This window comes from Prescottella sp. GW823-FHT02E09 (assembly GCF_058797375.1).
The window spans coordinates 370,477-388,689 of record NZ_JBXAJP010000001.1; the positions used below are offsets into that span (position 1 = coordinate 370,477).

General features: G+C 68.6%; 22 protein-coding genes. 10 read left to right on the top strand and 12 right to left on the bottom strand.

The genetic code is table 11. From position 1 onward, the window contains the following. The first annotated feature begins 425 nt into the window (after positions 1–425). Complete coding sequence (locus AC1RIF_RS01785) at positions 426–1,013, top strand: MspA family porin (protein WP_492599654.1); 588 nt, start codon at positions 426–428, stop codon at positions 1,011–1,013. Between the two features lie 70 nt (positions 1,014–1,083). Here AC1RIF_RS01785 and AC1RIF_RS01790 read toward each other — a convergent pair whose 3' ends face one another. From AC1RIF_RS01790 to AC1RIF_RS01800, 3 genes are read right to left on the bottom strand one after another with little or no spacing between them, the layout of a single operon-like run. After that, a complete protein-coding gene (locus AC1RIF_RS01790) occupies positions 1,084–1,719 on the bottom strand; it encodes a GNAT family N-acetyltransferase (protein ID WP_492599655.1) in 636 nt (211 codons plus the stop codon). Positions 1,720–1,726: 7 nt separating this feature from the next. Further along, positions 1,727–2,986 (bottom strand): molybdotransferase-like divisome protein Glp, encoded by a 1,260-nt coding sequence (glp, locus tag AC1RIF_RS01795; protein ID WP_492599656.1) that lies wholly within the window; start codon positions 2,984–2,986, stop codon positions 1,727–1,729. Between the two features lie 51 nt (positions 2,987–3,037). Next, on the bottom strand, positions 3,038–3,958 hold the full coding sequence (locus AC1RIF_RS01800) for a UTP--glucose-1-phosphate uridylyltransferase (RefSeq protein WP_492599657.1): 921 nt from the start codon (positions 3,956–3,958) through the stop codon (positions 3,038–3,040). 60 nt (positions 3,959–4,018) lie between these two features. Here AC1RIF_RS01800 and AC1RIF_RS01805 point away from each other — a divergent pair, with 60 nt between their 5' ends. The 4 genes from AC1RIF_RS01805 (at position 4,019) to mscL (ending at position 6,352) form a co-directional block, all read left to right on the top strand. Then, entirely contained in the window at positions 4,019–4,645 is a 627-nt protein-coding gene (locus AC1RIF_RS01805; RefSeq protein ID WP_492599658.1) for a 5-formyltetrahydrofolate cyclo-ligase, read from the top strand. A gap of 80 nt (positions 4,646–4,725) precedes the next feature. Then, positions 4,726–5,013: an FmdB family zinc ribbon protein gene (locus tag AC1RIF_RS01810; RefSeq protein WP_492599659.1), complete on the top strand. Its 288-nt coding sequence runs from the start codon at positions 4,726–4,728 to the stop codon at positions 5,011–5,013. A gap of 97 nt (positions 5,014–5,110) precedes the next feature. Further along, on the top strand, positions 5,111–5,818 hold the full coding sequence (locus AC1RIF_RS01815; RefSeq protein WP_492599660.1) for an SAF domain-containing protein: 708 nt from the start codon (positions 5,111–5,113) through the stop codon (positions 5,816–5,818). Positions 5,819–5,902: 84 nt separating this feature from the next. Continuing rightward, positions 5,903–6,352: a large-conductance mechanosensitive channel protein MscL gene (mscL, locus tag AC1RIF_RS01820; RefSeq protein WP_492599661.1), complete on the top strand. Its 450-nt coding sequence runs from the start codon at positions 5,903–5,905 to the stop codon at positions 6,350–6,352. A 114-nt stretch (positions 6,353–6,466) separates the two neighbouring features. Here mscL and AC1RIF_RS01825 read toward each other — a convergent pair whose 3' ends face one another. From AC1RIF_RS01825 to AC1RIF_RS01855, 7 genes are all read right to left on the bottom strand, one after another. Next, positions 6,467–7,084, bottom strand: coding sequence for an MspA family porin (locus AC1RIF_RS01825; RefSeq protein WP_492599662.1), 618 nt, complete (start codon positions 7,082–7,084; stop codon positions 6,467–6,469). A 437-nt stretch (positions 7,085–7,521) separates the two neighbouring features. After that, complete coding sequence (locus AC1RIF_RS01830; protein ID WP_492599663.1) at positions 7,522–7,719, bottom strand: hypothetical protein; 198 nt, start codon at positions 7,717–7,719, stop codon at positions 7,522–7,524. Positions 7,720–7,739: 20 nt separating this feature from the next. Beyond that, on the bottom strand, positions 7,740–8,234 hold the full coding sequence (locus AC1RIF_RS01835) for a MogA/MoaB family molybdenum cofactor biosynthesis protein (protein ID WP_492599664.1): 495 nt from the start codon (positions 8,232–8,234) through the stop codon (positions 7,740–7,742). An 83-nt stretch (positions 8,235–8,317) separates the two neighbouring features. Then, positions 8,318–9,724, bottom strand: coding sequence for a S1C family serine protease (locus tag AC1RIF_RS01840; RefSeq protein WP_492599665.1), 1,407 nt, complete (start codon positions 9,722–9,724; stop codon positions 8,318–8,320). 231 nt (positions 9,725–9,955) lie between these two features. Further along, positions 9,956–11,419 carry a HAMP domain-containing sensor histidine kinase gene (locus AC1RIF_RS01845; RefSeq protein WP_492599666.1) on the bottom strand — a complete coding sequence of 488 codons (1,464 nt, stop codon included), beginning with the start codon at positions 11,417–11,419 and terminating at the stop codon, positions 9,956–9,958. Further along, positions 11,419–12,105 carry a response regulator transcription factor gene (locus AC1RIF_RS01850; protein ID WP_492599667.1) on the bottom strand — a complete coding sequence of 229 codons (687 nt, stop codon included), beginning with the start codon at positions 12,103–12,105 and terminating at the stop codon, positions 11,419–11,421. Before AC1RIF_RS01850 ends, AC1RIF_RS01845 begins: the two co-directional genes overlap by 1 nt. Before the next feature lie 70 nt (positions 12,106–12,175). Continuing rightward, a complete protein-coding gene (locus AC1RIF_RS01855; protein WP_492599668.1) occupies positions 12,176–12,787 on the bottom strand; it encodes a trimeric intracellular cation channel family protein in 612 nt (203 codons plus the stop codon). Between the two features lie 123 nt (positions 12,788–12,910). Between AC1RIF_RS01855 and rpsR the strand changes: the two genes are divergently transcribed. From rpsR to AC1RIF_RS01875, 4 genes are all read left to right on the top strand, one after another. Continuing rightward, positions 12,911–13,168, top strand: a complete 258-nt coding sequence (rpsR, locus tag AC1RIF_RS01860; RefSeq protein WP_492599669.1) for a 30S ribosomal protein S18 — start codon at positions 12,911–12,913, stop codon at positions 13,166–13,168. 105 nt (positions 13,169–13,273) lie between these two features. After that, positions 13,274–14,461, top strand: coding sequence for an ABC transporter substrate-binding protein (locus AC1RIF_RS01865; protein ID WP_492599670.1), 1,188 nt, complete (start codon positions 13,274–13,276; stop codon positions 14,459–14,461). After that, positions 14,458–15,492, top strand: a complete 1,035-nt coding sequence (locus AC1RIF_RS01870; RefSeq protein WP_492599671.1) for an iron chelate uptake ABC transporter family permease subunit — start codon at positions 14,458–14,460, stop codon at positions 15,490–15,492. Before AC1RIF_RS01865 ends, AC1RIF_RS01870 begins: the two co-directional genes overlap by 4 nt. After that, positions 15,489–16,265, top strand: coding sequence for an ABC transporter ATP-binding protein (locus AC1RIF_RS01875; RefSeq protein WP_492599672.1), 777 nt, complete (start codon positions 15,489–15,491; stop codon positions 16,263–16,265). The genes AC1RIF_RS01870 and AC1RIF_RS01875 overlap by 4 nt, the downstream gene beginning before the upstream one ends. Here AC1RIF_RS01875 and AC1RIF_RS01880 read toward each other — a convergent pair. Both AC1RIF_RS01880 and AC1RIF_RS01885 read right to left on the bottom strand, forming a co-directional pair. Next, positions 16,262–16,648 (bottom strand): hypothetical protein, encoded by a 387-nt coding sequence (locus AC1RIF_RS01880; protein ID WP_492599673.1) that lies wholly within the window; start codon positions 16,646–16,648, stop codon positions 16,262–16,264. The two genes, AC1RIF_RS01875 and AC1RIF_RS01880, sit on opposite strands and share 4 nt — an antisense overlap. Positions 16,649–16,700: 52 nt before the next feature. Continuing rightward, positions 16,701–17,030 (bottom strand): MerR family transcriptional regulator, encoded by a 330-nt coding sequence (locus AC1RIF_RS01885; protein WP_492599674.1) that lies wholly within the window; start codon positions 17,028–17,030, stop codon positions 16,701–16,703. 344 nt (positions 17,031–17,374) lie between these two features. Between AC1RIF_RS01885 and AC1RIF_RS01890 the strand changes: the two genes are divergently transcribed. After that, a complete protein-coding gene (locus AC1RIF_RS01890) occupies positions 17,375–18,205 on the top strand; it encodes a hypothetical protein (RefSeq protein WP_492599675.1) in 831 nt (276 codons plus the stop codon). The last annotated feature ends 8 nt before the right edge of the window (positions 18,206–18,213 follow it).

Here is an 18,213-nt window from a genome sequence, read left to right on the forward strand (position 1 = left end):
CCGCGGCGCTCACACCCGGGACGACTCATGTCCGCAAACACCCGGAACCGCCGTTTCCCGACCGTTCACGCGAAAGCGAAAACAGCGACAATTCGGCGTCGAAACATAATCGTTAGCGTCCCTTTATCAAATTCGTGAAAACAAGTCGCCAAAACCTTACGGATCGGTGACACAGAACCAATACTGCAACCGGACGTCTACGACTGCCGTTGCCGTCCGACTCTGCCCGAGGCCGGCACGCTCCGGTCGCGAACAATCGAAGACGAGGAATTCTCATGCACGTGAATCACCGGTCTTTTCTTCGCCGCAGGCTTACGCGATCTGCTTCCGCAGTCGTCGCCGGAGCAGCCGCCGTGATGCTCGCGGTTTCCGTCGGCTCGGCAGGCGCCGAAGCCACCTTTCAGGAAGACACCTCAGCACACGCCGTGAGTTTCGACGGCTGGGAGCTACACATCGACCAGACCGGTCAATCCCTCAACAGCGTCCCGCCGCTGTCCGGCAATCAGTTCACCCGCGATATCTTCGCCAGCGGCCGAGCCCTCGCAACGGTCAGCGGCAACGGCGGCTCCCCCTACACCGGTGGTGTGCTCGAGGTGGGCTACCAGATCGGATACCAGGCCGACGTCTCGAACGGCGCCGTCGTCACCGGCAACGCCGGCGTGACCCCGGGCGCCGTCTTCATCCCGGAGGTGTCGGAGAACCTGATCCTGACGGCCGACCCCGAGGTTCCCGCTGTCGTGGAACTGTTCAACGGGCAGGCACTCGAACTGGGTGTCGAGACACCGGTCGAGGGCAACCTGTCCACGCAGATCGCCCCGGGCACCATCGCGACGGTCCCGGTGCAGAAGAAGGAGTGCAAGTCGACGCAGTGCGCCATCACACTGCGCGACGTCCACCTCGAGGTCAACCATGCCCTGGGCTCGGTGTCGGTGCGCTCCTACGCCATCTTCACGGCATCGACCGACATCGCGGACGACGTGGTCGTCAGTTACGGCCCGCCCGTGATCGTGTGACCCTCGGCCGAACGGCCTCGTCGGGCGTCGGGCCCCGGCGGGGCCGTTCGGCCGTTCGGACGCGCGGCCGTCAGCCCCAGGTAGCCCGTCCGGCGCGTACCAGTCGGTCGGACACCGAACCGGGCACCTCCTCGACGGTCATCGCGACCAACAGGTGATCACGCCACTGCCCGTCGACGTCGAGGTACCGCCGCAGCAGGCCCTCCTCCCGGAACCCGGCATTCCGCAGCACGGCCTGGCTCGCCAGGTTCTCCGGACGCACGGTGGCTTCCACCCGGTGCAGTCCCATCGCTCCGAAGCAGTGGTCGAGGCCCAGGGCGAGGGCCGCCGTCGCAATGCCCTGCCCGCCCACATCCTTCGAGACCCAGTAGCCGATCCATGCCGACGACAGCGCACCACGGATGATGTTGCCGACGGTGATCTGACCGCAGAAGTTGCCGTTCAACTCGATGGCCATCGGCAGCATGCGCCCTTTGCGGGCCTCCGAGCGAAGACTCGAACACAGCCCCGGCCACGCGGTGATGTGGTGCCGGTCCACCCACGAGGCCTGGCCGGTCGGCTCCCACTGTTCGAGATGTTCCTGATTGGCGATGCGCAGCCGGCTCCACACGGCCGCATCCCGCAGACGGATGGGCCGCACCGTCACTCGACCGCCGGCGACGCCCAGCGGACCGAGCCGAGCGGGCCATCCCGGATGGACGGACACGGTCCGTTCAGCCCCGCTGCGCAAGGAACGCGACTTCCACCTCTTCACCGGCGCGAACCTCGGTGACGTCGGGATCGACGAGAACCAGGCAGTTCGCCTCGGCCAGCGTCGCGAGCAGGTGCGACGACGCGCCCGGAGCACCACCGAGCGCCTGCACGAGGTACTCCCCCGTCGACTCGTCGCGCATGAGCTGACCACGCAGGAAGCCCTTGCGATTGGCGATGGACGTGATCGGCGCGACCGTGCGGGCCGTCACGATCCGCCGCATGGGCTGACGGCGCCCGAGCGCGATCCGGATCAGCGGCCGCACCATCACCTCGAACACGACCAGCGCGCTCACCGGATTGGACGGCAGCAGGAACGTCGGGACCTCGTCACGACCCAACTGCCCGAACCCCTGGACCGAACCGGGGTGCATGGCAACCCGCTCGACCTCGAGGTCGCCCAGATCGGCCAGCGCGTCCCGGACCTCGTCGGAGGCGCCGCCACCGACCGCCCCGGCGATGACGACGATCTCGGACCGGATCAGCTGGCCCTCGACGACTTCCCGCAGGCGGCGCGGATCCATCGTCGCGATGCCGACGCGGTTGACGTCCGCGCCGGCGTCACGTGCGGCGGCAGCGAGGGCGTACGAGTTGACGTCGTAGACCTGGCCCGGCCCCGGGGTGCGGTCTATGTCGACCAGTTCCCCGCCCACCGAGATCACCGACAGACGCGGCCGTGGATGAACCAGGACCTTGTCCCGGCCCACTGCTGCCAGCAAACCCACCTGCGCGGCGCCGATGATGGTGCCCGCCCGCACCGCGACATCGCCCGGCTGGACGTCGTCACCGGCCCGACGCACGTAGTCGCCGGAGCGGACCGGCTTGTAGACCTTGACTCGGGCGTGACCACCGTCGGTGCGGTCCATCGGCAGGACCGCGTCGGCAAGGGTCGGCAGCGGCGCGCCGGTGTCGACGCGAACGGCCTGACGCGGCTGCAACCGAATCGGCTGACGCGAACCCGCCGTCACCTCCCCCACCACGGGGAGCGTGAGTTCGGTGGGCTCGCCGTCCTCGCCACGGATGTCGGTACCCGCGGCGAGAACGTCGACGCTCCGAACTGCGTAGCCGTCGATGGCGGCCTGGTCGAAGCCGGGCAGTGGCCGTTCGGTCACCACTTCTTCGGCGCACAGCAATCCCTGTGCCTCGGAGATCGCCACCCGGACCGGCCGGGGCGCCACCGCGGCAGCAGTCACTCTCGACTGCTGCTCCTCAACCGAGCGCATGTGGTTCCTCGTCCTCCCGACCCTGTCGACCCGACCTCGTACCGCGGACTGCTACTCGCCGGACGGCTTCAGCCGCTCGACCAGCCATTCGCGCAGCGACGGACCGTACTCCTCGCTGTTCAACGCAAAGTCAACCGCAGCACGCAGGTAGCCGCCGGGATTTCCCAGATCGTGTCGAGATCCGCGATGGACGACGACGTGTACCGGGTGGCCCTCGGCGATCAGCAATGCGATCGCGTCGGTGAGCTGCAACTCACCACCGGCACCGGGCGTGATCCGGCGCAGTGCGTCGAAGATCGCACGATCGAGAAGGTAGCGGCCGGCGGCGGCGAACGTGGAGGGCGCGTCCTCCATGGCCGGCTTCTCCACCATCCCGATCACCTTGAGGACGTCCGGGTTGGTGGCGTCCGGGACGGTCTCGACGTCGAACACGCCGTACGCGCTGACCTGGTCCTTCGGGACGTCGATCGCACACAGCACCGAGCCGCCGCGCTTCGCGCGGACCCGGGACATCGTCTCGAGGACGCCACGCGGCATCACGAGATCGTCGGGCAGCAGGACGGCGATCGCATCCTCGTCGTCGTCGAGGACGGCCTCGGCACACCCGACGGCATGCCCGAGCCCGAGCGGCTCCTCCTGCACGACGGAGTCGACCTCGAGCAGACCCGGGGCCTTCCGCACCTTCTCGAGCAGGTGGTATTTGCCGCTCGCTTCGAGCTTGCTCTCGAGCACCAGGTCCTCGACGAAGTGAGCGACGACACCGTCCTTGCCCGGCGAGGTCACGATGACCAGTCGGTTCGCTCCGGAGTCGGCCGCCTCTCCCGCCACCAATTCGATTCCCGGGGTGTCGACCACCGGAAGTAACTCCTTCGGCACGGTCTTCGTCGCAGGTAGGAACCGTGTTCCCATCCCTGCAGCGGGCACAACCGCCGTCCGAAAGCACCTGTTGTCATTGGTGACGGCATCTGTCATAACTCACCACCCTATCCACCGGCCCCCGCGGCCGGTCGGAGCGATCCTAAGGTGGCGATCATGAAACCGCTGTCCAAGACCGAATGGCGGAGCTCGATCCTCCGGGAACGTCGAGCCGTGGACGACCGAACCCGCATCGCGGAGGACGCCGCGCTGGTCTCGTTCGTCACATCCGCCGTGTCGACGCTGGCCGGAGATCGCCCCGGCCGAACGGTGTGCGCGTACGTCCCGGTCGGCACCGAGCCCGGGACCATCGACATGCTCGAGGCCCTCCGCGCATCGGAGATCCGGGTCCTGCTGCCGGTCACCGGCGATCCCGGCCCGCTCGAATGGGCGGAGTTCACCGGCGCCGACCACCTCGTCGCGGCGGACTACGGACTACGCGAACCGAGCGGCCCGGTTCTGCCGTCGACCGAGGTCGCAGCCGCGTCCGTGGTGTTCGTCCCGGCATTGGCCGTCGACGAGCGCGGTGTCCGACTCGGCCGCGGGGCCGGGTTCTACGACCGCACGCTCGGGCTCGCGGATCCCGCGGCCGCGTTGGTCGCCGTGGTCCGGGACAGCGAGCTGGTGGCCGACCTTCCCGCCGATCCGCACGATGTCGCGATGGGGTGGGCGCTCACACCGGGCCGCGGTCTGGTGCGCCTGGCGGCGGGCGAGCGCGAGGACCGGGAGGCTGCGCAGGAATAGGCCTCTGGTTCGCACTGTTGGCACTGTCGACTGTAGAGTGCCAACACCTGCGGTTTGACTACACAATGCGGAGGAACCCAGTGCCCACCTACTCGTACGCCTGCACCGAATGCGACAACCGGTTCGACATCGTGCAGTCGTTCACCGACGACACCCTGACCGTGTGCCCGGAGTGCTCCGGCAAGCTCCGCAAGCTGTTCAACTCGGTCGGCATCGTCTTCAAGGGCAGTGGCTTCTACCGCACCGACAGCCGTGGCGGATCGAGCACGGCGAGCGAGCCGGCCAAGAAGTCCGAGTCGTCCTCGACGGCATCCGCCCCGTCGACGCCTGCGCCCGCGTCCACCAGCGCCCCGGCCGCCGCGAGCTAGTTCGCCTTTGTCCACAGCCCGCCGCTCATCCACAGGCGGGCCGACGTCGGCGTCGTGACGGGATCGGGTCTCCGCACCCCGGCCTAGCCTTCCCGTCATGCCGACCATCCCGTTTCGCCGACACGTGTCCGACCGCAACGGACCGCTGGCCCCCACGCTCGGCGACCGTCTCGGCCGGATGGCACGTCCGGGCTGGGCACGAACCGACACCGCCCGGAGAACCGCCGCCGGGGTCCTGGTGATCGCCGCGGGAATTCTCCTGATCCGGGGTGACCCCGACGCGGCCGGCGAATCCGTCGTCGTCGCAGCTCGGGACCTCACCCCCGGCCTGGTTCTGTCCGAGGCCGACCTGCGCACGGTCGACCGTTCCGGAGCCGACACCCCCGCCGGTGCCGTCCGTGAGCCGGACGCGGCAGTCGGACACACTGTCTCGTCGCCCGTCCGTGAGGGCGAGGTCCTCACCGACGTCCGGCTCCTGGGCCCGCGCCTCGCGGCGGCTGCCGTCGGCTCCGCCGATGCACGGATCGTGCCTGTGCGACTGTCCGATGCGGGACTCGCCGCGCTCATCCGCGAGGGCGACCGGGTGGACGTCCTGACCGTCGACCAGTCACGACCCGCCACCGATGCGCGGCCACCCTCCGCGCAGATCCTGGCCTCCGGCGCCACCGTGGTCCTGGTGTCCCCCGAGAAGGCATCGGGGACCGAGCGACGGGATCGGGTGGTACTGCTGGCACTGCCGGCTCCCGATGCGGGCGCCGTCGCCGCGGCGTCACTGACCGACGCGATCACGGTGACGCTCCACTGAGGACTGCTCACGGCGCGCGGATCCACGCTCCCCTCAATTACTCTCGATTCGACCTCGAGACAACCAGACCGGAGGGGGCTGCACATGCTGAAGGGCTTCAAGGATTTCCTGCTTCGAGGAAACGTCCTGGATCTTGCCGTCGCCGTGGTGGTCGGCGCGGCCTTCACGGCGATCGTGACCGCGTTCACCAACAACATCATCAATCCGCTCGTGGCGGCGGTTGGCGGATCCGACGAACTGGGCTGGGGATTCCCGGTGATCGCGGGCAACGACGCGACGTTCGTCGACGTCGGCGCCGTGGTGACCGCGATCATCAACTTCGTCATCATCGCCGCCGTCGTGTACTTCGTGCTGATCGTGCCCGCGAACGCCGTGAAGGCCCGCTTCGCGACGGAGGAGGAGGACACCAAGGCCAGCGAGGCCGATCTCCTCATCCAGATCCGCGACATCCTCGCCGAGGGGCGGATCGGCGAGTCTGCCGACTCCCGCTCGCCGTCGGACCCGGACGGCAAGCACGCCCGCGTACCCGAGTAGCCCGTTCGGCAGGAAACACCACAGCACCATCACGACTCGAGCCCGCCCGGTCTTGTCCGGGCGGGCTCGAGGGCTGTCAGCGAACCCCGTCGGAAGTCAGGGGATTCGGAGACTTCAGAGAACCCAGGGCTTGCCGAACGTGGTGACCACATCGCCGGCGGCGCTCTTGACCGTCACGTACGGCCGGATCGTGACCGGGCCGACGACACCCGTGGCGCTGCCGTGCGCGTTCGCGAACTGGATCTCGGTGGAGGCGCCGTCGAACTTGCCCTTGGCGACCTCGACGGTCTTCACGCCCCCGCCCGGCGCGAGTTCGAGATCCAGGCTCGGACCGAACGCCACCGAGACGCCGGTACCGCTGGCCTCGAGCTTGGGGACGAAGTTCATCTTGAGCTTGCCGCCCAGCGAGACGGGGTACGCGACCTGGTAGCCGGCGATGATCTCGCTGCCCTTGTACTTGTCGGCGCCGGGACCCTCGATCTTCGCGGCAGCCCGGCCGTTGTGGAACCACTCGCGAGTGAGCGGCGAACCGTCGAGCGGGGCGACACCGTTGATGAAGGTGTCCTCCTGCGACACGGTGATGGTCGAACCCTTGCCGTCGACGATCGAGTTGCTGTCGTCGACCGCCGCCGAAGCCACACCAGCACTGCCCACGACCAGTCCGACCGCTGCCGCGCCTGCAACCGCGAGGTTCCGCGCAGCCTTGAAACGACCCTTACGAATCTCCGTCATTTTCCCTCATCCATGTAAATCCGAACACCCACCGGGATCTGCCCGGTTGCGCCGAAAGCATTCGGACTTCGGCATTTCCGAGCGGATCCCGGGCCGAGATTAGACGGACCGGTCGCCCAGTCGCCAAACGCCGGACACCGTCGAATTGCGTTCGACCTACAAACATGTGAACCGGTCTGTTCGTTCCGGCGGGGTTCGACACCGGCGGTCATCCGAGCCCAGCAAGATCACTATGGCTTCCCACACCCCTCAACTGGGAAGAGGCTGACCTCACGCTGCGGATTACCTGTGAGCGAATCGGCGAGCCGACGGCGGCGGCCGCATGGCGCACTTGCCGCACAGACGAAAATGGCCGGATACGCGTGATGAATCACACATACCCGGCGCATTTTCCAGCTATTCAGAAAACAATCTATTGATTGAACTGATGATGCGGGTCAGCCGTGGTGAGGGGGAACCTGGCGCCTCAGCCACTCGTCCTGACCACCACCGGCCGTCGCGGCCCCGTCGGAGGACCGTTCGTCCGAAGTCTGCTCGGGCAGAACGGTACCGAAGATGGCGTCGAGCCGGGCCCGGTCGACGCGCGACCGCCCGGAATTCGCCGACTTCGAACCGGTGTCCGTCTCGTCCGACATGACTGAGGTGCGCCCCCTTCCTACTCGTCGATGCTCGACAGTTGTCCGATGACGTGGCTCGCCAACGGCGTCAGCGTCGCCATGCCGTCGCGCACCGCTGCGCGCGAGGACGCGAGATTGACCACGACGGTGCTGCCGGAGATCCCGACCAGTCCCCGCGAGATGACCGCGTCCACGGCGCCCGCAGCCAGCCCGGAGGACCGCAGCGCTTCACTGATTCCCGGCAGCTCCCGATCCAGGACCTCAGCGGTGGCATCCGGCGTCACGTCGCGCGGTGACACACCGGTCCCGCCGACCGAGATCACCAGGTCGACACCACCGATCACCGCGGTGTTGAGCGCGTTGCGGATCTCCACCTCGTCGGCGGTCACGGCAATCGTTGCGTCCACCAGGAAACCGGCTTCGGTGAGGAGTTCGGTGACGAGCGGCCCCGTCGAGTCGACATCGCCGTGTGCGGTCCGATCGTCGACGATCACTACCAGCGCTCGTCCGGCCAACGGTGGTTCGAGTTCCATGGTCCCTACCGTAATGGCCGCATCCGGGTCAGTCGGGACCCGGCGGAGAATCCGTGTCAGCACCTGCCGGTTTCCGGTCACCATCATCGTCCGCCGGTGGTCGGCGCGGTGCCGAGTTCGACGTCGACCGACTTCGAGTTTCCGGCGCCGTCCTCATACGTCACGGTCACCTTGTCACCGGGCGCGTGGGAACGGATCGCCGCGATCAGGGAGTCGCCGCTCGTGATGATCCGGTCGTCGACCTTGGTGACGACGGAACCCTTGGGGATACCCGCCTTCTCGGCCGGGCCGCCCGCGGTGACGTCGACGACGGTCGCGCCACCCGTGGATTCCTTGGCCGAGACCTGCACGCCGATGATCGCCTGCGTGGCCTTGCCGGTCTTGACCAGTTCGTCCGCGATGCGGCGCGCCTGGTCGACGGGGATCGCGAAGCCGAGGCCGATCGAACCGCCCTGTCCGCCGGCCGTCGCGATCGCCGTGTTGATGCCGATCAGCCGGCCTTCCATGTTCACGAGCGCGCCACCCGAGTTGCCCGGGTTGATCGCGGCATCGGTCTGGATCGCGTCGATGACGGTGTTCTGGTTGCCGGTCTCGCCGCTGGTCGACACCGGTCGGTCGAGCGCGGAGACGATACCGGCCGTGACGGTACCCGCCAGGCCCAGCGGCGAACCGATCGCGACGACCTCCTCGCCGACCTTGACGTCCTCGGAGGAGCCCAGCTCGATCGGGGTGAGGTCCGACTTGCCCTCAGCCTGGATGACCGCGATGTCGGACTGCGGGTCGGTGCCGACCAGCTTTGCCGGCGCAGTGGTCCCGTCGGAGAACGCGACCAGCAGTTTGCCGTCGGTTCCGCCGCCGGCGACGACGTGGTTGTTCGTCATGATCAGCCCGTCGGACGAGAGGATCACGCCGGAGCCCTCGCCCTCCCCACGGGTGCCCGCCACCTGGATCTGCACGACGCTCGGAACGACCTTGGCGGCGACGGCCTCGACGGAGCCCGCCGGCGCGTTGGATGCCGGGCTGGTCTCGGCCTTGGGGGCGTCGAGTGCATTCGACACCGGAGCATTGCCACCGTTCGACGACGTCGCCATCGACCCGACGACTCCACCGATGCCACCGCTCACCAGGGCGAGCGCGATCGCACCGGCGACGAGCGCGGACCGGCCCACCCGACGGGGCTCGGTGGTGACAGGTGCGCCCGTCGTGGGCAGCGTGCCCGTGGTCCCGATGCCCGGCAGCTGCTCGGTGGGCTGGTAGCCGCCCTGATATCCATGCTGGGGGTAGCCCGCGCCGGGCGCTCCGGCACCGCCCTGGTAGCCCGGGTTCTGCTGGTTCCGGGCCTGGTTCTGGGCATAGTAGGCACCGCCCGAACGCCACTGGTCCTGCGGGCCGGGCTGGTGTCCGCCCTGGTAGGGCGAGCCCTGCCGGGGTTCGCCGTGCTGGGGAGCCCCCTGGTCGGGGTTGCCGTGGAGGTTACGGTCGTCGGTCATCGCACCGCCTTCTTTCGTGACCGCCAGGGATTGGGCGGTCGCAGTGTCTCGATCGGTGCTCGAGCGCTGCCACAGAAGTCTCTGCGGCTTCGATTCGATTCACCGAGATCCCGGATCCGGTCCGGTCGCTGAAACCAGATTGCCCGGCACGGCTGAGAAGCCGCTGAGACGCTGCTTTCAGTTTCCCGTGTTCCCGCCGAAGTGGCCAGGCTCACATTCCGAACGTCCGAATCAGCGGTTGTCTGCCTCGGGTTCACCCGGCAGGACGATGCGGATACGGGCACCGCCGCGATCGGAGGTCTCCACCGCGATGGTGCCGCCGTGCTTGACGACCACCTGCCGGACGATCGCCAGCCCGAGGCCCGATCCCGGCATCGACCGGGACGCCGTCGACCGATAGAACCGTTCGAACACCAGCTCACGATCCTCGAACGGGATTCCGGGACCGGCGTCGTCGACGACCAGTTCGAGCAGTCGGTCACCGATCTGCCGCATCGTGACCTGGACGCGCTCCCCCGTCGGGCTCCACTTCGCGGCGTTGTCCAGGACGTTGAGGACGGCTCGGGACAGGCCGGCCTGGTCGCCGTAGATGAACCACGGCGTGGTGACCGCCTCGAAGTCGATCTCGTTGCGCCGACGCCGGGCCTTCTCCAGGGAGCGATCCACGACCTCGCTGAGATCGACCAGCTCGAACACGGTTTCGGGGGCGTCCTCACGCGCGAGGTCCACCAGGTCGCCGACGAGCGTGGACAGCTCCTCGATCTGCGCCACCACGTCGGCACGCAGGTCCGCCATGTCCTCCTCCGGGATGCTCGGCGCCCCCGGGCGACTCGACGCGATGAGCAGTTCCATGTTGGTCCGCAACGAGGTGAGCGGGGTGCGCAGCTCGTGTCCGGCGTCGGCGACGAGCCGGCTCTGCCGGAGCCGTGACTCCGCGAGGGCGCGCAGCATCGTGTTGAAACTGGTTGTCAGACGGGCCAGTTCGTCGTTACCGGTGACCGGGATGGGAGTGAGATCGTCGGTGCGGGCCACGCGTTCGGTCGCTGCGGTCAGTCGTCCGATGGGTCTGAGACCCGTGCGGCCCACCGTCGTGCCGGCCGCCGCGGCGAGGACGACACCGCATCCGCCCACCACGAACAGCACCCAGGCGAGCCGGTCCAGCACGTCCTCGGTCGGCTCGAGCCGCTGCGCGATCACCAGGGTGCTGCCGTCACGCGTGCGCTCGGCGAGCACCCGGTTGCCCTCGACGGTGCGCAGCGAGAAGTCGCGCTGTCCTCGGGCAACCGCCATCTCGGCCGGGCCGATCGGAACCACCGAGCCGGGCGGGATGTACTTGTTCAGGTCCGGAAAGATCAGCGCCACACTGATATCGCTGGTGTAGAGCGTCGCGCCCGCGATGTACCGCGGGTCGAACGTGATGAGGTCGTTGTCGACGATCGCGGACGCCCGTGAACGCAGTTGGTTGTCGACGTCGGCGTACAGGGCCCGTGAGACCACCGCGTACGCCGCCAGTGCCATGACGGCGACCGCGACGGCCACGACCGACGCCGCGAGCAACGTCACACGCCACCGCAGCGACACCGACCGGGTGAGCGGCATCGGTGGCCGCATCTCGTGCCGGGGCGGGGGCATGGGACCGAACGGCGGACCGGTCGGGTTCGGGTCGGCGCCGGCTCGTCCGAAGGGAGTGACCATCACGGAGGAGTCTCCCGCAGTACGTACCCGACGCCGCGGACCGTGTGGATGAGCCGGGGCTCACCCTCGGCCTCGGTCTTCCGACGCAGGTAGCCGACATACACCTCGAGCGCGTTGCCCGACGTCGGGAAGTCGTATCCCCACACCTCTTCCAGGATGCGGCTGCGGGAGAGCACCCGCCGGGGGTTCGCCATGAGCATCTCGAGGAGCGCGAACTCGGTGCGGGTGAGGCTGATCGAACGACCGGCGCGGGTGACCTCGCGGGTGACGGGATCCAGGGTCAGGTCCTCGAACGTCATCGCCTCCGACTCGTCGCCGGCTGCCGGTGACGCGCGGCGCAGCAGGGCACGGAGCCGAGCCAGCAGTTCCTCGAGTGCGAACGGCTTGGGCAGGTAGTCGTCGGCGCCCGCGTCGAGGCCGGCCACCCGCTCCGAGACCGAATCACGAGCCGTCAGAACGAGAATCGGAAGATCGTCACCCGTGCTCCGCAAGCGCCGGCACACTTCCAATCCGTCGAGTCGCGGCATCATGACATCGAGCACCAGCGCGTCGGGGCGCGACGCGGCGACCTTCTCCAGCGCATCCATGCCGTCGACCGCGAGGTCGACCGTGTACCCGTTGAAGCTCAGCGAGCGCCGCAGTGACTCCCGGACGGCCCGGTCGTCGTCGACCACCAATATGCGCATGCGGCCATTTTGGCCCCACCGACTGAGATCCCGCTGAGAGGCTCCCATTCACCAGACCCGGCGTGTCGCATCACTCGCGGGGTTGCCGCGGTCCCGGCAGATTCCAGTGCCGCCACAACGCGGCCAACCGGACGGTCGTCGCGACGACGGTGCCGAGGACGAGCGTGGTGTTGCCGGTCAGTCCCGCCTCGGACCCGGCGACCACCAGCGTCGCGCCGAGCAGCGCGGGGATCGCGTAGAAGTCACGGTGCAGCAGCAACGGCACCTCGTTGACGAGCACGTCGCGCAGAATTCCGCCGCCGATCGCCGCGGTCGCGCCGATCAGCACGGCGGCGAGGGCACCGGCGCCCGCTCCGAGGGCGATCGTCGCGCCCGTGCTCGCGAACAGTCCCATCCCCAGCGCGTCGAGCACGAGGATCTCGCGGCGCAGCCGACCGACCGCCGAATGCACGAAGAACACGATCGCCGACGTCGCCGCCGCGGTCACGAACAACGGCCAGCTGGTCAGCGACGTCGGCGGATGGATGCCGAGCAGTACGTCACGCACGATGCCGCCGCCGATGCCGGTGAACACGCCGACGAGGCAGACGCCGAAGATGTCGAACCGCTTGGTCACCCCGACCAGCGCGCCCGACGCGGCGAACACGGCGCTGCCCGCGAGCTCGAGGATCTTCAGCAACACGCGGACAGCGTCGCACGGACCGGGCGACAACAGCCTGGCCGCCGCGCGTGTCCGGTAGGATTGCGCAATCGAAACGCTGCGGATGAACGTCCGCGCGCGGACCTGCGCTGATAAGGAAGAGCAATGGCAGTCAAGAGGGCACCGTCGAAGAAGGCGCGCAGCGAACAGGGCCGCCGTCCCAAGAAGAACCCGCTGATCACCGCGGGTGTCGAGACCGTCGACTACAAGGACGTCAACCTGCTCCGCACGTTCATCTCCGACCGCGGCAAGATCCGCAGCCGCCGTGTCACGGGCCTCACCCCGCAGCAGCAGCGTCAGGTGGCCGTCGCGGTGAAGAACGCCCGCGAGATGGCCCTGCTGCCCTTCACCAGCCCCCGGTAGCACACACGCATCGTCGAGAGGCCGCGCAGTCGAGCGACTGCGCGGCCTCTCGTCGTTTCCGGCACGGTCGCACCCGCCTTCTGGGGTCCGCGCTAGATTCTCCGGGTGTCGTTCTCGCTCCGTACCGCAGCACTCCTCACCGCAACCGTCCTGACAGTGGGAGGTGTCGCGGCCTGCTCGTCCGGCTCGCCGACGACCGCCGACGGCGGTAGCGGTGCCGATTGCATCACCGACTTCGACGCGAACACCGACTACTTCCCCGACAAGCAGACCGTCGAGTACGCCGAGAACTTCGACATCGAGTACCACAACTCGTACCAGGTGCTGACGGTCCGCCAGCCCGGGCAGGCCGACGAGTCGTACGTCCTCACGAGGTGTGGCGCTCCGGCACCGGAGCTGACCGGTGAACTGGCCGTCGCCCAGCAGGTCGCGACTCCGGTGACCGACCTGTTCGCCGAATCGACCACCCACCTGCCCAGCCTCGAGGCCCTCGGCAAGCTCGACACCCTCACCGGATTCGCGAGCGCCGACTACGTCTACAGCGAGACTGCCCGCGCGCACATCGCCGACGCCGGTGTCACCCAGTTCGCGACCGCCGGCCAGGTGGACGCCGAGGCCGTCGTCGCACAGGGCCCGCAGGCCTTCGTCACCGGCGGATTCGAGGATCCGGCGTTTCCCGTGATCGAGCGGGCGGGTATCCCGGTCCTCGACAACTACGACTGGCTCGAGACCGATCCGCGCGGCCGCGCCGAATGGATCAAGTTCTTCGCGGCCCTGACCGGAACCGAGAAGCAGGCCACCGAGACGTTCGACGGGATCGTCGCCGACTACGACGAGTACACGACGCTGGCGGCGAACGAGGCTCCGGTCGCGATCGTTCCGGGTCTGCCGTACCAGGGCGCGTGGTCGGTGCCGCTCGCGAGCTACTCCAACGAGCTGTACGCGACGGCCCGCATCACCCACCCGTGGATGACCGATCCGGGCACCGGCAGCCTGCAGACCGACCTCGAGACGGTGTTCGCCCGGGCCGGGGACGCACCGGTCGCGATCAGCAACTCGTCGGACACCACCAAGGCCGAGGCGATCGCCGCGGAGCCGCGCCTGGCCGAGTTCGCGGCGTTCCGCGACGGGCAGGTGTGGACGTCGTCGAATCGGATCACCGATGCCGGCGCCATCGACATCTACGAGCAGGGCGTCCTGCGTCCCGATCTGGTGCTGGCCGACCTGATCGCGATCGCCCATCCGGACCTGATGCCCGGACACGAGTTCACCTTCTACCGCCGCCTGCAGTGACCCGCACCGCAGCGGCACTGACCGCGCTCGCCGCGTTCGTCGTCGTCGCGGTGGTACTCGCGGTGTCGGTGGGTTCGGTGACCATCCCGTTCGGCGCAACCGCGCGATACCTGTTCACCGGCGACGCCGGCAACGCGCGGTGGACCACGCTCATCGCGGACATCCGTCTCCCCAGAGTCGTCACCGCAGCGTGCGCGGGCGCCGCGCTCGCCGTCGCCGGCCTGCTGATGCAGACGCTGTTCGCGAACCCGCTCGCCGACCCGTACATCCTCGGGGTGTCGTCCGGTGCGAGTCTCGGTGTCGCACTGGTCGTGCTCGGCTCGGGAACCGGTGCCGGTGTGTTCGCCGCGGTGGCCGGCACGGGACGCCTGGGGATCGCGGCGGCCGCGGCCGTCGGGGCGCTCGTGGTGCTGCTCGTGGTGCTGGCGATCTCACGGTGGATCCGATCGATGGTGACGCTGTTGATCGTCGGCGTCATGGTCGGCTCGGTCACCAGCGCGGTCGTGTCGCTGCTCGTCGCCTTCTCCCAGCCCGCGCAGATGCAGCAGTTCATCCTGTGGAGTCTGGGGTCGTACTCCGGGGCGTCGTGGTCCGATCTGCGGGTGCTGATTCCCGCCGTCGTCGTCGGCATCGCGCTGTCGGCCACCCTGGTTCGCCCACTCAACGCAATGCTGCTCGGCGAGGACTACGCCAACTCGATGGGCGTGCACCTGCTGCGCACCCGCACCGTCGCGATCACGTCCGCCGCCCTCCTGGCGGGCGCCGTCACCGCCTTCTGCGGGCCCATCGCCTTCCTCGGGATCGCGGTCCCGCACCTCGCGCGTCTCGCGCTCGGCACGTCCGATCACCGGTTGCTGCTGCCCGGTACCGTCCTGATGGGGGCCGCGGTCTCGCTGCTGTGCTCGGTCGTGGCGCAGTTGCCGGGCCGCGACGGGGTGCTGCCGCTCAACGTCGTGACCGCACTGGTCGGGGCGCCGGTCGTGATCCTCGTCCTGATGCGGTCGCGGCAGACCAAGGCGGGCATGGCATGACCCTCGTGCTCGACGACGTCACGGTGGGCTACCCGGGACGGCCACCGCGGGAGATCCTCCGCGGACTGCACCTGACCGCCCGTTCCGGGCAGGTCACCGCCCTGCTCGGACCCAACGGTGCCGGCAAGTCGACCCTGTTGCGGTCGGTGGCCGGCCTGCAGCGGATCCTCCACGGGTCGGTGCGTCTGGGCGACGCCGACATCACGAAACTGTCCCCGGCCGAGCGGGCCCGGCGCGTCGCGGTGGTGCTCACCGACCGCGTCGACGGCGGACTGCTCACCGGCGGCGAGGTCGCCGCACTGGGACGACTCCCCCATCAGGGCTTCGCATCCCGACTCAGCGCGGCCGAGCGGCGGCTGATCGCCGACAGCCTCGACCGCTTGGGCGCCGCCGATCTCACCGACGTCCGCCTCCACGAGATGTCCGACGGCCAGCGCCAGCGGGTGCTGATCGCACGCGCGCTCGTGCAGCAACCGGCCCTGCTGGTGCTCGACGAACCCAGCGCCTTCCTGGACGTCGCGGCCCGCGTGGAACTGTTGGCACTGCTCACGGAGATCGCCGACGACGCCGGCATCACGGTGCTGCTGTCGACACACGACGTGGAACTGGTGCTGCGGACCACGCAGCACGTGTGGCTCGCGTCGGGCGACGGCACCGTGGTGGACGGCACCCCCGCCACGCTGATCGACTCGGGCGCGATCCGTCGGGCCTTCGACTCGCGACGGGTCCACTTCGATCCCGCCGACGGGATCTTCCGATTGGGTGAAGGCTAAGCGCCCGAGCCGTTCTCGGCATCCGGACGCGGCGCGATCTCGTGCAGCATCGCGTCGGACGTGACCCACTTACCGGTGCGGACGAGTTCCTCGATCACGATGTCGAACGCGTCGGCCAGCCACTCGTGCCGCGCCTCGACCAACACGACGTCCCCGTCCCGCTGTTGCTCGAAGAAGCGCACCAGCCAGATGTCCTGAGCGTCCGGGTCGTTGCTGAGACCGTGCTCGGAATTGGTGGCCAGCACGTACATGCCGAACGCGAAGTCGACTCGAATCGCGTACTCGCCGGCGATGTTGACGACGCTGGTCGGCCGATGTGTCGCTGCCGCCAACGCGGTCATCGCGTCGGCGTAGCGGTCGGAGTACTCCTGCGTGCGTGGCACTGTCGATCGTCCTTCGGGTCGGTACAGCTTCAGACCGGGTGCAACTCGAACGCTACACAGTCGCGGCGATCGCCTCGACGGCCGACCGCAGGCGCGCGTTCTCGGCGACCAGCTGCTCGCGCTCGTCCTCGAGCGTGAGAATCCGGCCGATGCCGGTGAGATTCACGCCGAGAGAGACCAGTTCGCTGATCCGCGCGAGACGGTGCAGGTCGTCATCGCTGTAGCGGCGGGTACCGCCGCCGGTGCGGGACGGCGAGATCAGGCCGCGACTCTCGTACAGACGCAACGTCTGGGGACCGATTCCGGCCAGTTCGGATGTCACCGAGATGCCGTATACACCACGTTTCGACCGGGTCGACGCATCCGGCGATTGGATTCCCACGCGACGAACGGTAGCAGCGCGGCTCACATCGAATCCGAGACGGTTCGCATAGCTAACTTGCACCGCTCCGGTCAGTGCAGCAACCCGGTGTCGGCGCCTCCGATAAAAACCGACCGGTCTTGTATTTCCGGATTCGGCTGTCTACTCTGAGCGAAGTCGTTCAACTCTTCAGTCACACGAACGAGGGGGCGACGCCTGTACCCACGGGGGGCCACAGGGGGTGGCGTCGAAATTTTCGGACTGCGCCGACGCCGCATCGACTCATGACATCCCGGACCGGCCCTCGGCCGTGTCCGACCGGGACGTCGAACCATGTCCACTACTCGCACAGAGGTGAGTGAAGTATGTCCAAGAACGCATTCCGCATCGGGTCCGCCGCGGCGATCCTCAGCGCCGCCGCGCTCGTCGCACCCGCGCTCGCCGGCGCCTCCTCCGCCGGATCGCTCGGCTCCACCGGATCCCTCGGTTCGAGCGAGGCGCCGGAGGGAATCGCCTGCTCCGAGCTGTCGACCGCGACCACCCCCAACGGCTGGGGAATCCCTTTCGACGACGAGAAGCGGCAGATCGCGTACCACACCGCCGACAAGGTGCTCGACGACGACGGCTCGCTGAAGCTCGAGGTCAACGGCCCCGCCGACCGGTCGGTCAGCTACCAGGAGGCCGGGGGCATCAAGCTGTCCGACGCCATCAAGCACGAGATCGGCTTCTCCGAGCGCGCCGCGAACCCGACGGCCGCGTTCCAGCTGCGCCTGACCGGCACCACCGAGAACGAGCGCTACCCGGACAACGGGTTCACGACCCTGGTCTGGGTTCCGGACGCCGACGCCACTCCCACCGCCGATGGCGGCACCCATGCCGACCTGCAGAACGGCAAGTGGTGGAGCACGTCGAACATCAAGGGCGCCAAGGATCGTGCGCTGGTGCCGCTCACCGACATCGCCGCTGCCAACCCGAACGCGGTCGTCGACCACTACGGCGTGAGCATCGGCCGCGGATCTGCCGCGACCTCGACGCTGGTCGACGCCGTGAAGTTCAACGGCTGCACCACGAACTTCGCGCTCGAGGATCCGGCGCCGAGCGCGTCCGGTTCGCTGGGCTCGCTGGGGTCGACGAGCACCGGCTCGCTCGGTTCGCTGGACCTCGGCTCGCTGAACACCGGTTCGCTCGGTTCCTGATCCGACGT